This window comes from Streptomyces cyaneus (assembly GCF_004028635.1).
In the GTDB taxonomy this organism is placed as follows: domain Bacteria; phylum Actinomycetota; class Actinomycetes; order Streptomycetales; family Streptomycetaceae; genus Streptomyces; species Streptomyces cyaneus.
In genome coordinates, this window is the sequence record NZ_ML138678.1 from 368,201 (window position 1) to 382,017 (window position 13,817).

Genomic DNA, 13,817 nt, shown 5'->3' on the forward strand with positions numbered 1-13,817 from the left:
AATGTGACCTGAGACATCGGATGTCTTGCATGACATTCTGCGCGACGTCCTGAACGACAGGGAGGCCGGCCATGGCAGTCACCGACGAGGCGATCGAGAAGATCAAGGGCATGATCGTCTCCGGCGCGCTGCGCCCCGGCGACCGACTCCCCAAGGAGAGCGAACTGGCCGCCGGCCTCGGACTCTCCCGCAACTCCCTGCGGGAGGCCGTGCGGGCCCTGTCGCTGATCCGGATCCTGGACGTACGGCAGGGCGACGGTACGTACGTCACGAGCCTGGACCCGCAACTCCTGCTGGAGGCGCTGAGCTTCGTCGTCGACTTCCACCGCGACGACACCGTGCTGGAGTTCCTCGCCGTGCGCCGCATCCTGGAGCCGGCCGCCACGGCGATGGCCGCGTCGCGGATCAGCGAGCAGCAACTGGACGCGCTGGCCAACCAGTTGGACAAGCTCGGCAACGCTCCGTCGGTGGAGGAGCTCGTCGCCAGTGACCTGGAGTTCCACCGGGGCATCGTGCAGAGCTCGGGGAACTCGGTGCTGTGCTCGCTCCTCGACGGTCTGTCGGGACCGACGACCCGGGCGCGGATCTGGCGGGGGCTGACGCAGGAGGACGCGGTGAGCCGGACCCTGCACGAGCACCGGGCGATCCTGGCGGCGCTGCGGGACCGCGACGCGGAGGCGGCTCGGTCGTGGGCGACGGTGCATATCGCGAGCGTGGAGCAGTGGTTGCGGTCGACGCTGTGACCTAGGGCCCTAGCGGTCGGCTCCGGCGAGATGGTGCTGCAGTTCGATGTGGCGGAACTGGTACACGGCGCCGGTGCGGCGCAGGACGCCTCGGTCGTGGGCGTCGGCGAGGAAGGCCATGAGGTCGTACGGGAGTTTCGCGCGCAGGGCGAGGTAGCAGCGGGCGACGGCGTACTGGCTCCAGGCGGCCTGGCGGATGCCGATGGCCAGGGCGGTGAGCACGGCGGGTACCAGGCCGACGATGTAGAGCCACACGAACTCGCCGGTGGCGGACCCGCCCCACACCCGCGTCGAGCCCCAGAGTCTGACGCACCAGCCTTGAGTGCCGATCACCGCAGTGCCGAGCAGCGCCGCGGTGAGGACGCAGGTGCCCAGGGTGCGACGGTCGTTGGTCAGGAGTGTCTGGCCGTCGGTCGACGTTTGGAGGTCGATCGGCACCGCTCGCAGACCGTGCACGAGCAGACAGGCGACCGCGTACACCGCGGCCACCTGCTCGGCGGCCCACAGCGCTTCGAGCGGTTCGGCGGGGGCGATGTATTCACGGTCGGCCCCTCCGGACAGGACATCTGCCAGCAGGCCCTCGAGCAGGACACCGCTGCCGAGCACCGTCCCGGCCAGCAGCCCCCGGACGGTGCCCCGTGAGCTCCAGCGCCACCGGACCCGGGCGACGGGACCGCCGGGGCCCTCGACCACGCCGTCCGCTCCGAAGGCAGCGGCGATCCCCCCGTAGACGAGTGCGTTGACCGTGCCGCAGGCGTTGTGGAACGCCAGCACATAGAGGGCCGCGGCCACGACTCCCGTCAGGATCGCCTGCCGGTTCCAGTCCGCCGGCCGACGCAGATGCGGCCGGACGCCGTAGGCGAAGCCTGCGAGCATGACGCCCGCCAACGCCAGCACACCACCGTCGGCGAGGCGATTCGCCACGAAGGCGACAGCGAGATCGTCCGTGACCGCCGAGCACAACAGCGTGATCGTCACGCCCGCCGCGAGGCCGCACACCAGCCCTGCGCACATCCCCGCCGCCACTACCCCGAGGCCGCCCCGCTCCTCCCAGTAGGGGATGAACAGCGGGTTGGGCGCGAAGTGTTGCCCCAGCTCCATGGCGACACCCTCGACGAGCCACGCCAGGGATCCCAGCAGCACCCCGGCCAGCACCTGGGGCAACGCGCCCGGCACCACATGCCGCAGCTTCCACCACGCCATCTCCGCCGCCCCGTCGATCCCCCGCTCCATGTGCCGCGCCAGAAACCGCAGCGCACCCCTCGCCTGCGCCACCGTCCACCGACAGGGCCGCCGCGGATGCGGCCGGTACGCGGCGTCCACGAACGCGTCGAGCAGATGCCGCTCCACCGCCGTCCGCGTCGGACACCGCAGCAGCTCACCGGGGTCCGGGAGCCTCCCGTCCCCCTCCCCCGGCCGAGGGTTGTACACGCTGCGCGCCAGCGACACCATCAGCGGACTCGTCAGCGCCGACGCCACCGGCGCGTCCGTCCCCAGCACGGCGACCACCGGCTCCCACCGCGCCGCCTCGGGAGTTCCCGGACCGCCCGCGTCGCGCAGCAGATACTCGGCGACGACCCGGGCACCCAGCGGTTCGAGCTCGATCCCCGCCATGCCCGTCAACCGCACCGGCACCCCTGTCCGCGGCCGCAGCGCCGCCCGGTACTCCGCGGGCCGGCTCGACAGCACCAGCCCGCAGCCGTACGGCAACGCCTCACCGATCCGGTGCAGCGCCGGCGCGCTCACCGCGGCCGGCAGTTCGTCGAACCCGTCCAGCACCGGCAGCACCAGCCGCCGCTCCAGCAGCATCCCGGCGAGGGTGATCTCCCCGTACTCGCCCGGCGCTGCCGCACCGAGCTCGGCGTGGTCCTGGATCAGCTTCCGCTCCATCCAGCCCCGAAGATCCACGGCCGTCGGATCCCAGGAGGCCAGCGGGAACAGTACGGGCACCGGATCGCCCTCCGCACGGCCCTCGATCAGCGCCAGCACGAGCCGCACGAGCAGCAGTGTCTTGCCGGAACCGGGGTCTCCCAGCACCAGCAGCCGACGGTCGGGCACGCGCTGCGCGAAGACCGCGCCGATCTCTCCGTCCCGCCCGGCGAGGCCCGCCGTAACCTCGGCCAGGTCGGGATCGGCACCCCGCCAGGCGACCGGCAGCGGATACGGATCCGCCAGCCGCCGCACCTGCGCCTCCGCCTCCCATTGCCGTCGTACGGCAGCGGCGAGCCGGTCCGCGACGACGCCGGGGTCCGTCGCCCCGGACGCCGCCTCGATCCGGTCCGCCCGGTAAGCGCTCCAGGCCAGATACGTCCCTGCCCCGGTCGGCAGCAGCGCCGCGACCACGGCCGCGGGATCCTGGACGTACAGGGCGGCCACCAGCGCCCCCAGGGCTCCCGTGCCGAACAGGGCCAGGTACACGAGCCCGACCCGCCGTACCCGGGAACCGGGCGCAACTCCGCTCACCCGACGAACAGTTCCGCACCGGCAGGGCACCCGGCGGCCGATCCGCCGACCTCCACACGAGTGGGTGATACCGCCCGACCTGCCCCGCCGCTCGGCATTCGTCGGACATCGGATCTCTAGCGGGTGTTCCGGGGTGGCGAACGGGGCAGTGATCCGTTCACTCCCCCGTGCAAGGGGGCTGCGGGCGCCCCCGCCGCACGCCGTAAGGTTGGGTGGTCAAGCGAGGGCACGTCGGAAGGAGGCACTGGGTGATCGAGCTCGAGGGGGTTCCCGAGCTGATCGACCCGGTCATGGTGGCCGCGTTCGAGGGCTGGAACGATGCCGGCGACGCCGCCTCCACCGCGGTCGCGCATCTGGACAGGGAGTGGAAGGGCGAGGTGTTCGCGGCGCTGGACGCCGAGGACTACTACGACTTCCAGGTCAACCGCCCCACGGTGTGGATGGACGCCGGGGTGAGGAAGATCACTTGGCCGACGACAAGGTTGTCGGTGGTCCGCGTCGGCGGCGAGAAGCCACGTGATCTCGTACTCGTCCGAGGTATCGAACCGTCCATGCGGTGGCGCTCGTTCTGCAACGAACTGCTCGGCTTCGCGCACGAGCTGGGCGTGGAGCTGGTGGTCATCCTGGGCGCTCTGCTCGGCGACACCCCGCACACGCGTCCGGTCCCGATCAGCGGCACCACGTCCGACTCGGACCTGGCCCGCCGGATGGATCTGGAGGAGACCAAGTACGAGGGCCCGACGGGCATCGTCGGCGTCCTCCAGGAGGCCTGCACGCACGCCGGCGTCCCGGCGGTGTCGCTGTGGGCCGCCGTACCGCACTACGTCTCGCAGCCGCCCAACCCGAAGGCGACGCTGGCCCTCCTCAACCGCCTGGAGGACCTGATCGACGTACGCATCCCGCTGGGCGAACTGCCCGAGGATGCGCGCGCCTGGCAGGTCGGCGTGGACCAGTTGGCCGCCGAGGACAGCGAGGTCGCCGAGTACGTGCAGTCGTTGGAGGAGGCCCGGGACACCGCGGAGCTGCCGGAGGCGTCGGGCGAGGCGATCGCCCGCGAGTTCGAGCGGTATCTGCGCAGACGGGACGGCGGTGGCCCGTCGGCCGGCGGGCACGCCACGGCGGACGGCGGGGAGGCCGGCCCCTTCCTGAGGGACAACCCGAGCGGCCGTGCGAAGCCGCCCAAGCCGCCGAAGCCGAGCGGCACGGACGACGACGAGTCGTCGGAGGAGTGACGTCGCAGGAGTGAGGACGAGGGCGGTGCGCCGGACGCACCGCCCTCGTCCGTCCCGCGGGGACGGGGCTCGTCAGGCCGGCACGGAGATCACGTCGTACGTCGTCTCCGGTGTCGGTGTCGTGGTGAAGCGCGCGTTGGGCAGGTAGAGGCGGCCCCTGTACGCGGCCACCGTGGTCGGCACGTCGAAGAGCGGGTCGGTGATGCGGCGTTGGAAGACGCCGCTGCGGCCGTCGGCGGCCAGCTCGAACACGTCGATGGCGTTCTGCCGGTTCTGTACGACGTACAGGGTCCGGCCGATCAGCAGCAGGCCGTCGCCGTTGGTGAGCGGGGCCGCGTCGCCGAGGTCGACGAGCTCGGTGACGCCGGTCCGCGGGTTCACGCGGTGCAGGCCGCCGATCCCGGACTGCACCACCAGAAGCGCCTTGCCGTCGGGGGTGCGGGTGATGCCGTTGGCGTTGACGACCTCGCCGGGGACCTGGCTCCAGTCGCCGCTCAGGGTGATCGTCACGACGTCGTCCGCGTCCGGCAGTTCGCCGTGCCGGCCGAGCGGCAGGGCGTACAGGGCGGGCTGGAAGGAGTCGGTGAACCAGGCCGTGCGCGGGGTCAGGAACACGTCGTTGGCGAAGGTCGGGGTCGCCGTGGTGAGGACGTACGAGGCGAGGATCGCGCCGGTGCGGGCGTCCACGACGCGGGCGCCCTGGCCGCGTCCGGCGACGAACAGGCGTCCGCGGTCGTCGAGTTTGAGGCCGACCGAGGGCGTGCCCGGGCCGGTGGAGATGATGCCGCCCTCGCCGGTGCGCAGGTCGGCGCGGTAGATCGAGCCGTCGCCGAGCGAGCCGAGGTAGGCGTACGGTCCGCCGCCGGTGGTGATGCCCTCCGGGCGGAAGCCGTTCGGGAGGTGGATCACGGCGGGCCGGGTCTTTCCGGCCGCTGCCGCGGCGGTGCCGGCGGACCCGACGAGTACGGCCCCGGCGGTGGCGGCGCCGGCCGTGAGGAGTCTGCGGCGGGTGGGACGAGGTGCGAAGGAGCGGTGTTCGGAGGCCACTGTGCGTCCTTCCGCGGACGGGACCGGCCAACAGCTGGTCCAACGGTCAACTGACTCGTCCACCCCATCACACGCCGACCGCCTCCGCAGCCGTAGACAGCCTCTCGACAGCGACTGGACACATCTGGCCCGTATGTGGCGTGACATCTCTTTCAGGCCGGATTGCACAGGTTGCCCAATTCAACTTACTTAAAACTGACTTGGCGAAATAAGTCTGGACGTACCGGGTCGGGAGTGCTTGGTTGAGCTGCGAAGGCGCGCCGCACCACCCGCACTTGGTACCCCCCGCAGGAACCGAAGGGAGCGGCAGACGATGACCGACCAGGCACAGCCGGCGCAGGGCCCGGGAGCGTCCGGGCCGGGGCCCGACGGAGCGGGATTCACCTATCGAGGAGCCGAGCAGGAACTGATCGTCGTCGCCCGCCCGGAGGCCAGGCTGCGCGCCCAGGCCGAGGGCGTCCGATCGGTGGCGGGCGCCGACATGTCGGCCCTCAACATGTTCCTCAGTGACGAACAGCTCGCGCTGGAGCCGCTGTTCGGCAGCGAGGAGCGACTTCAGCAGGCCCCCGGCGCCGAGGACGTGCCCGACCTCGCGCTGTTCTACCGGGTGCGCGGCGGGGAGAGCCGCGCCGAGGAGCTGCGGGCGCGCATCGCCGCGCTGCCGGGGATCGACTCGGCGTATGTGAAACCGGGCGCGGTGCCGGCCTCCCTCGGGCGGGTCGGGCAGCTCGGGGAGGACAGCGGGCGCCTGAAGGAGGGCGCGCCGGTCACGCCCGACTACAGCGGCCGGCAGGGCTATCTGCGGCCCGCACCGGAGGGCGTCGACGCGCACTGGGCCTGGCAGCGGCCCGGCGGCACCGGTCAGGGCGTGACCGTGATCGACGTGGAGGGCTCCTGGCAACTGGGCCACGAGGACCTGGCGGCCAAGCTGGCCGGCGTCGTCGTCGGCACCCCGCTGACCGACCTCGCCTGGCGCAACCACGGCACCGCCGTGATCGGTGTGATCGGCGGTGACCGGGGCGAGTTCGGCATCACCGGCATCGTGCCGGACACGGTGACCGCGGCCGCGTCCTTCCAGGGCATCGGCACGGCGGCCGCCATCCACGCGGCGGCGGACCGGCTCGGCCCCGGCGACATCGTGCTGATCGAACTGCATCGCCCCGGCCCCCGGTTCGAGTACGCCGACCGTGACGACCAGCGCGGCTACATCGCGCTCGAGTGGTGGCCGGACGACCTCGCCGCCGTCCGCTACGCCACCGCCAAGGGCGTCCTGGTGGTGGCGGCCGCGGGCAACGGCGCCGAGTCGCTCGACGACGCGGTCTACGAGCGTCGCCCGGACGGCTTCCCGGAGACGTGGCGCAACCCGTTCAACCCGTCCAACCCGTCCTCCGGCGCCGTCCTGGTCGGCGCGGGCGCCCCGCCGCCCGGCACGCACGGCCGCGACCACGGCCCGGACCGCTCACGGCTCGCGTTCTCCAACTACGGCGCCCGCGTGGACGCCCAGGGCTGGGGGCGCGAGGTCACGACCACCGGCGGCTTCTGGGACAAGCCCGGCGATCTGCAGGGCGGGCCCGAGGAGATCGCCTGGTACACCGACACGTTCTCGGGGACGTCGTCCGCCTCCCCGGTCGTGGTCGGCGCGCTGGCCGCGCTGCAGGGAATGCTCAAGGCAGCCGGCCAGCAGCCGATGTCCCCCGAGCGTGCGCGTGCCGTGCTGCGGGCGACAGGTTCCCCGCAGCAGGACGCGCCGGGCCGGCCCGTCTCCCAGCGGATCGGCAACCGGCCCGACATCAAGGCGGCGGTGACCCATCTGGTGCCGCAGGCGGTCGGCTCGGGCAAGGCCGAGCGGTACTGGGACGAGCTGCTGCCGTATCCCCGTGAACTTCCGCCCAGGCTCCGGCTGTTCGTGGCCGGCGAGTGGCGCAACCTCAATCATCCGTCCCCGGAGATCCGCCAGGCGGTCCACACCGCCTTCGCGGGGGGACGGCCCGATGTCCGAGTGTGGTTCTCGGACGACGAGATCGTCGGCCTGGTCATCACCGGCTGACGCAGCCCATCACATCAAGGGAAGGTGACACCCGAATGAGCACCACCCCGCAGATGAGTCACATGGGACAACAGCAGGGCCAGCAGTTCCCGAGCACATCGCCGTACCAGCAGCAGCCGTTCGGGCAGCAGCAGGGTTACGGCCAGCAGCACCAGCAGCAGCCGTACGGCATGGGCACGAGCGGCTCGCTGGAGCAGCTCCAGCAGCTGGGCCAGCAGCAGCCGTTCCAGCAGCTGCTTCAGCAGCTGGGCCAGCAGCAGTTCGGCGGCCAGCAGCAGGACCAGCAGGCGCAGCAGAACGAGCAGCAGATGCAGCAGCAGTTGCAGCAGGTCGCGCTGGCGGCGGTGCAGCAGGTCGCCCAGCAGGTCCAGGCGCAGGCTCTGGCCTCCGGTGTGGCGAACGGCTTCATCGACATCGTCCACCCGCTCCAGGGGCAGCCGCATCAGATCTTCCTGCGCATCAACAACCAGTTCCGGGTCCTCAACAACCCGAACCCGCAGATCCACCAGCAGATCCAACAGGCGTTCGCGTTCGGCCACCAGGTGATCGGCATCTGGGACACCCAGTCGCCGAGCGTGCTGCGCAGCGTCCGGATCCAGCGACTCTGACGGGCACCTGAACGAACGGATCGGGGCGCTTTCTCCCGTCGGGAGGAAGCGCCCCTCTGTCGGTCTCGGATCCCTACAGGGCCACGCCCAGCAGCGCGTCCACGGCGCGCGACACGACACCGGGGGCGCCGATGTCCGTGCCGCCGCTCTCCTCCTGTGCGGTGCCCCAGCGGTCGACCGCCACGAGCGCGGCCGGGGCGTCCAGGTCGTTCGCGAGGGCCTCGCGGATCTCCTCGACGAGCGCCTCGGCGGGCGGCCCGTCGGGCCGGGACACGGCGGCACGCCAACGGTCGAGGCGGGCGAGGGCGTCCTGGAGCACCTGGTCGGTCCACTCCCAGTCGGCCCGGTAGTGGTGGGCGAGGAGGGCGAGACGGATGGCGGCGGGGTCGACGCCCTCGCGCCGCAGCTGCGACACGAAGACCAGGTTCCCCTTGGACTTGGACATCTTCTCGCCGTGCAGCGCGACCATGCCGGCGTGGACGTACGCCTTGGCCATGGGGAACTCGCCGGTCAGCACCTGGGCGTGCGAGGCGCCCATCTCGTGGTGCGGGAAGGCGAGGTCGGAGCCGCCGCCCTGGACGTCGAATCCCATGCCGAGGTGGTCGAGGGCGATGGCGACGCACTCGATGTGCCAGCCGGGCCGGCCGCGTCCGAGCGAGCCGCCGTCCCAGCTGGGCTCGCCCTCGCGGGCGGCCATCCACAGCATCGGGTCGAGCGGGTTCTTCTTGCCCGGACGCTCCGGGTCACCGCCGCGCTCGGCGGACAGCAGTCGCATCGCGGCTGCGTCGAGGCCCGACACCTTGCCGAAGTCGGGGTCGGACTCGACGGAGAAGTAGATGTCGCCCTCGAGCTCGTACGCGGCGCCGGCGTCCCTCAGGCGCTCGACGAGCGGCACGATGCCGGGTATGGCCTCCACGGCGCCGATGTAGTGCTGCGGGGGCAGCATGCGCAGGGCGGTCATGTCCTCGCGGAAGAGGGCGGTCTCCTTCTCGGCGAGGGCGACCCAGTCGATGTTGTCGCGCGCCGCCCGCTCCAGCAGCGGATCGTCGACGTCGGTGACGTTCTGGACGTAGTGAACCTGCCGCTTGGTGTCGAGCCACACGCGCTGCACGAGGTCGAACGCGTTGTAGGTCGCCGCGTGACCCAGGTGGGTCGCGTCGTACGGGGTGATGCCGCAGACGTAGATACGGGCGACGGGACCGGGGTCGAGGGTGACCAGACCGCCGGTCGCGGTGTCGTGGATCCTCAGGTCGCGGCCCTGACCAGGCAGGGCGGGGACCTCAGAAGCGGGCCAGGCATACATGTCATGAGCCTAACCGGACGGATGTTCCGCATACGAACCGGACCGGGCCGGATGGCCGGTAAGGCCTTCTTGCGCGATACCGGCCATTGTGCTGCGGGACGGGTGCCCGCTGCGGGACGGGAGTCCGCTGCTAGACGGGCGGCCAGGGGATGGCCGGCCACTCCCCGCCCGGTTCCGGATGCTTCCCGGAGGTCAGAAGCGCCTCGACACGCGCGCGCGTGGCCTCGACCTCGGCGGCGGTGATCAGCCCGGCCAGGCGCACGGCCAGGTCACCGCCCTCCTTCAGCCCCTCCTTCAGGGCGCCGAGCACCTCGACCGCCTCCCCGGTGAGCGGCTCCCCGGCCCAGCCCCACAGCAGCGTCCGCAGCTTGTTCTCGACGTTGAAGGTGACGCCGTGGTCGATGCCGTAGAGGTGACCGCCCTCCGTGGGCAGCAGGTGCCCGCCCTTGCGGTCGGCGTTGTTGATCACGGCGTCCAGCACGGCCATCCGCCGCAGCCGCTCGTCGTCGGCGTGCACCAGCAGGGCGGTCCTGCCCTCGCCGACCTGGGCGAGGCCGACCGCCTTCCAGCCGGGCTCGGGCTCCTCGCCGTCCACCAGGGCGAGCAGCTCGGCCTCGGGCGTCACCTCGATCCACAGCTGGACCATGCCCTCGCCGTACGGCCCGTCCCGCAGCACGGTGGGCGGTACCAGCCCCCAGCCCGTCGCCTCGGAGATCTCGTACGCGGCGACCTCGCGCTGCGCGAGCGTCCCGTCGGGGAAGTCCCACAGCGGCCGCTCACCGGCGACCGGCTTGTACACGCAGGACGCCTCCTGCCCCTCGTACGCGACCGTGCAGAACAGCGCCGCGTTGGACGCCTCGCGGATGCGTCCGCGCACGGTCAGCTCGCCCTCGACGAGCAGGTCCACCGGCGTCACGCTCCGCGGCGGTATCCGTTCTGGCGCGGACATACATGTCCTTCCGGGTCGAGCGGGAGGCTGCACAGCGGACACGGCGGCCGCCCGGCGTTGACGACGTCCAGGGCGCGCTTGGCGAAGGCCCTGGCCTGCGCGCCGGTGAGCCGGACCCGCAGCATCGGGGGCCCGTTCTCCTCGTCCTGCAGCAGCCGCTCCTCCGCCTCGGCGAGGTCCTCCTCGGAGTCGGCGTCGAGCTCGACGAGGGCCTGCGCCTCGACGATCATGCGCTGCTCCTCGCCGTCCCAGGCCAGCGCCATGGTGCCGACGCGGAACTCCTCCTCGATGGGGGTGTCCAGCGGGTCGGCGTCGGAAATCTCGGCGGGCGCCACGGCGGGGACGGCGGCGCTGCCGCCACTACGCCGTACGACCTCGTCGAGCAGCTCGTCCATGCGCTCGGCAAGGGCGGCGACCTGGGTCTTCTCCAGGGCCACGCTGGTCACCCGGGAGCCTGCGGTGGCCTGGAGGAAGAACGTACGGCGTCCGGGAAGCCCGACCGTACCGGCCACGAAGCGGTCCGGGGGGTCGTAGAGGAACACCTGACGGGACACGTCCTGTCTCCATTGGAATCGTGAGTACGGCGAAAATCGTGAGTACGGCGAATCGTGAGTACTGCGAAATCGTGAGTACGAGCGCTACTTCGACCGCTTCACCCTACTGCGCCGGACGATCACGGTGCGCCCGCGCCGCCCCCGACCGTCGCGTCGCCGGCCGGCGGTTCCTCGCGGGGGGCGAGGGACGCGAAATCACCGGTGTCCCCGAGGCGTACGAGGAACGGCCTCAGGCGTGTGTAACGGATCGCGGTGATGGAACACGGTTCAACGGAAATCCTCTGGAAGAGGTCGAGATGAAGACCGAGTGCGTCCGCGACGAGGGACTTGATGATGTCGCCGTGCGAGCACATCAGATACACGGCGTCGCCACCGTGATCGCGCTCCACGCGCGCGTTCCACTCGCGTACGGCCTCGGCGGCGCGGGTCTGCATCGCCCGCATCGACTCCCCGCCGGGGAACGCGGCCGCCGACGGGTGCGCCTGGACAACCTCCATCAGCGGCTCGTCCGCCAGCTCGGCGAGTTTGCGGCCGGACCAGTCGCCGTAGTGGCACTCCCCGATCCGCTCGTCGGTGTGGGCGCGCAGGCCGGGGCGGGCCTCGAGCAGCGGCGCGATCGTCTCCTGACAGCGCTGCAGGGGGCTGCTGACGACCTCGGAGATCGGCAGCTCGGCGAGCCTGCCGGGCAGGGCGGCGGCCTGCGCGGCGCCGCGCTCGTCCAGGGCGACGCCGGGCGTCCACCCGGCGAGCAGTCCCTCGGTGTTGGCGGTGGAACGTCCGTGCCGGACCAGGATCAGCGTGGGCATGCGGCCCAGCGTAGGCGTACGACGGGGTGCGTTTGCCGCCGGACGGCGGGAGAATACGCTCCGTGATCGTCGACTGCGCCATCTATCGCGACGGGCGCCGGACGCAGGGGCCGGACGACTTCTCCGACGCCCTGGATCTGTGCCGCCTGCAGGACGACGCGTTCGTCTGGATCGGCTTGTACGAGCCCACGGAGAAGGAGTTCGACAAGGTCACGGAGGAGTTCGGGCTGCACCCGCTGGCCGTGGAGGACGCCCTGAACGCCCACCAGCGGCCCAAGCTCGAGGTGTACGACGACTCGCTGTTCATGGTCCTCAAGCCGGTCGGGTACGAGGCGAAGAGCGACATCGTCTCCTCCGGCGAGGTCATGGTCTTCATCGGCGACTCGTTCGTGGTGACCGTCCGGCATGGCGAGGAGGCGCCTTTGGGGGTCGTACGGCAGCGCCTCGAACACGAGCCGGAGATGCTCCGGCACGGTCCCACGGCGGTGCTGTACACGATCGCCGACGCCGTGGTCGACCACTATGTGGAGGTGGCGGGCGAGCTGGGCACCGACCTGGAGGAGCTGGAGGCGGAGGTGTTCTCGCCGACCGGGGGCGGCTCCCGGCACACGGCGTCCCGCATCTACGCCTTCAAGCGGCAGATCCTGGAGTTCAGGAGGGCCACCGGCCCGCTGGCGCAGCCCCTGTCCCGGCTCGCGGGCACGGGCATGTTGGGCGCGCGCGTGCCCTTCGTGCACGACAAGGCGCAGCCCTTCTTCCGCGACGTGAGCGACCACCTCACGCGCGTGAACGAGTCCGTGGAGGGCCTGGACCGGCTCGTCTCCGACGTCCTGTCGGCGCATCTGGCGCAGATGAGCGTCCGGCAGAACGACGACATGCGGAAGATCTCCGCATGGGCGGCCATGGCCGCGATCCCCACGATGATCGCGGGCATCTACGGCATGAACTTCGACCACATGCCGGAGATGCGCTGGCTGTGGTCGTATCCGGCGCTGATCCTCGGCATGGCCGCCCTGGAGGTCATGCTGTACCGGCTGTTCAAGCGCCGGGGCTGGTTGTAGGCGGGTTCTTCGGGCTCAGGCGAACTCGGGGGCCGAGGTGGCGGGTCCGCCGAGCGCGTCGCGCCGCTCGGGCATCTTCAGGGACACCATCCGCCGCCAGCCCACGACCCGCTCCCAGGCGTACACGGCGTGGATGCCGGCCGCGAGCACGGTCGCCTTCGCCCTCGGCCAGCCGAGGATGCGCCCCATGTGGTCCATGACCGCGAGGCTGACGTCCCGGTAGATCCGGATCTCCGCGAGGGCGCACTCGCGCAGCGTCCGCTGGATGGCCCGGCCGTGTCCCTGGGCCGCGAAGCGCAGCAACTCCTCGTGGCAGTAGGCGAGGTGGTTGTCCTCGTCGTGGGAGATCATCCTGACCGCGCGGCCGAGGTCGGGGTGGTCGGCGAAGTGTTTGCGCAGCAACTCCATCTGCTCCGAGGCGCGCTGCTCGGTGACCCTGCTGTGCGACAGGTAGGTGACGATGTCCTGGACGGTGAGCGCTTCGTCGCTCTTGAGCTTGTCGTGGGCGAGACCGATGCCGTGGTTCTCCAGGAGCATCGTGTAGTCGGTCTCGGGCGGGACGGGCACCGGTTCCAGGCCGCGCTTCTTCATCAGGGCGTTGAAGATCCGCCCGTGCTTGTCCTCGTCCGCCCCGTGCCGGGTGATCTTGGGTGCGAGAGGGCGCTCGCTCTCCGGGACGAGCGCGGCGATGCGGGCGTTCTCCCAGCCGCCCTGCGACTCCCCGCTGGCCGCGATGGAGCAGAACAGGCGGAAGGACTCGTCGTTGTCGAGGATCTCCTGGAACAGACTCTTGGCCGAAAGCATCGTTGGACACCTCTCTGCAGGGCGCAGGACGCCGGACTCCGCAGGATTCCGCAAAGAACGAGTCAAATGCGGTGAGAGAGGCACTGCAACAGCTGTGTCGGACAACTCAGCCAAAAGAATGACCAGCCGGGCCGCGACGGGGGCGTAACCGTGCGGCCACGCGCGCGTTGTTCTGCGTGACGGCCGTGGCGGGGAAGACC

Annotated in this window: 12 protein-coding genes; 5 read left to right on the plus strand and 7 right to left on the minus strand. The window is 71.3% G+C overall.

The features are described from left to right. The first annotated feature begins 71 nt into the window (after window positions 1-71). Window positions 72-743, plus strand: coding sequence for a FadR/GntR family transcriptional regulator (locus EHO50_RS01690; protein WP_128427985.1), 672 nt, complete (start codon window positions 72-74; stop codon window positions 741-743). 9 nt (window positions 744-752) lie between these two features. Here the strand turns inward: EHO50_RS01690 and EHO50_RS01695 are convergent, their stop codons facing one another. Continuing rightward, a complete protein-coding gene (locus EHO50_RS01695; protein WP_128427986.1) occupies window positions 753-3,206 on the minus strand; it encodes an NACHT domain-containing protein in 2,454 nt (817 codons plus the stop codon). Window positions 3,207-3,454: 248 nt separating this feature from the next. On the opposite strand from EHO50_RS01695, the gene EHO50_RS01700 reads away from it, so the two are divergent. Then, entirely contained in the window at window positions 3,455-4,438 is a 984-nt protein-coding gene (locus tag EHO50_RS01700) for a PAC2 family protein (protein WP_128427987.1), read from the plus strand. Between the two features lie 72 nt (window positions 4,439-4,510). On the opposite strand, the gene EHO50_RS01705 is transcribed toward EHO50_RS01700, so the two are convergent. Further along, window positions 4,511-5,485: an SMP-30/gluconolactonase/LRE family protein gene (locus EHO50_RS01705; protein WP_128427988.1), complete on the minus strand. Its 975-nt coding sequence runs from the start codon at window positions 5,483-5,485 to the stop codon at window positions 4,511-4,513. Window positions 5,486-5,798: 313 nt separating this feature from the next. On the opposite strand from EHO50_RS01705, the gene EHO50_RS01710 reads away from it, so the two are divergent. Further along, window positions 5,799-7,532 carry a S8 family peptidase gene (locus EHO50_RS01710; RefSeq protein ID WP_128427989.1) on the plus strand — a complete coding sequence of 578 codons (1,734 nt, stop codon included), beginning with the start codon at window positions 5,799-5,801 and terminating at the stop codon, window positions 7,530-7,532. A gap of 35 nt (window positions 7,533-7,567) precedes the next feature. Then, window positions 7,568-8,140: a hypothetical protein gene (locus EHO50_RS01715; RefSeq protein ID WP_128427990.1), complete on the plus strand. Its 573-nt coding sequence runs from the start codon at window positions 7,568-7,570 to the stop codon at window positions 8,138-8,140. A 73-nt stretch (window positions 8,141-8,213) separates the two neighbouring features. On the opposite strand, the gene mshC is transcribed toward EHO50_RS01715, so the two are convergent. The 4 genes from mshC to EHO50_RS01735 form a co-directional block, all read right to left on the minus strand. Continuing rightward, window positions 8,214-9,443, minus strand: a complete 1,230-nt coding sequence (gene mshC, locus EHO50_RS01720; RefSeq protein WP_128427991.1) for a cysteine--1-D-myo-inosityl 2-amino-2-deoxy-alpha-D-glucopyranoside ligase — start codon at window positions 9,441-9,443, stop codon at window positions 8,214-8,216. A 130-nt stretch (window positions 9,444-9,573) separates the two neighbouring features. Next, the gene (locus EHO50_RS01725; protein ID WP_128427992.1) at window positions 9,574-10,392 is read right to left on the minus strand and encodes an SCO1664 family protein; all 819 of its coding nucleotides are present in this window, start codon (window positions 10,390-10,392) and stop codon (window positions 9,574-9,576) included. Continuing rightward, window positions 10,356-10,946: a DUF3090 domain-containing protein gene (locus EHO50_RS01730; protein ID WP_128427993.1), complete on the minus strand. Its 591-nt coding sequence runs from the start codon at window positions 10,944-10,946 to the stop codon at window positions 10,356-10,358. Before EHO50_RS01730 ends, EHO50_RS01725 begins: the two co-directional genes overlap by 37 nt. A 119-nt stretch (window positions 10,947-11,065) precedes the next feature. Further along, on the minus strand, window positions 11,066-11,752 hold the full coding sequence (locus EHO50_RS01735; protein WP_128427994.1) for a histidine phosphatase family protein: 687 nt from the start codon (window positions 11,750-11,752) through the stop codon (window positions 11,066-11,068). A gap of 62 nt (window positions 11,753-11,814) precedes the next feature. On the opposite strand from EHO50_RS01735, the gene corA reads away from it, so the two are divergent. Beyond that, a complete protein-coding gene (gene corA, locus EHO50_RS01740) occupies window positions 11,815-12,813 on the plus strand; it encodes a magnesium/cobalt transporter CorA (protein ID WP_128427995.1) in 999 nt (332 codons plus the stop codon). Between the two features lie 15 nt (window positions 12,814-12,828). Here corA and EHO50_RS01745 read toward each other — a convergent pair whose 3' ends face one another. Further along, window positions 12,829-13,617, minus strand: a complete 789-nt coding sequence (locus EHO50_RS01745) for a ferritin-like domain-containing protein (protein ID WP_128427996.1) — start codon at window positions 13,615-13,617, stop codon at window positions 12,829-12,831. Between the last annotated feature and the right edge of the window lie 200 nt (window positions 13,618-13,817).

Bases quoted from the DNA above. Each gene is read 5' to 3' on its own strand.
- EHO50_RS01690 (WP_128427985.1), top strand. From the start codon at position 72: ATGGCAGTCACCGACGAGGCGATCGAGAAGATCAAGGGCATGATCGTC.
- EHO50_RS01710 (WP_128427989.1), top strand. From the start codon at position 5,799: ATGACCGACCAGGCACAGCCGGCGCAGGGCCCGGGAGCGTCCGGGCCG.
- EHO50_RS01715 (WP_128427990.1), top strand. From the start codon at position 7,568: ATGAGCACCACCCCGCAGATGAGTCACATGGGACAACAGCAGGGCCAG.
- mshC (WP_128427991.1), bottom strand. From the start codon at position 9,443: ATGTATGCCTGGCCCGCTTCTGAGGTCCCCGCCCTGCCTGGTCAGGGC.
- EHO50_RS01725 (WP_128427992.1), bottom strand. From the start codon at position 10,392: ATGTCCGCGCCAGAACGGATACCGCCGCGGAGCGTGACGCCGGTGGAC.
- EHO50_RS01735 (WP_128427994.1), bottom strand. From the start codon at position 11,752: ATGCCCACGCTGATCCTGGTCCGGCACGGACGTTCCACCGCCAACACC.
- EHO50_RS01745 (WP_128427996.1), bottom strand. From the start codon at position 13,617: ATGCTTTCGGCCAAGAGTCTGTTCCAGGAGATCCTCGACAACGACGAG.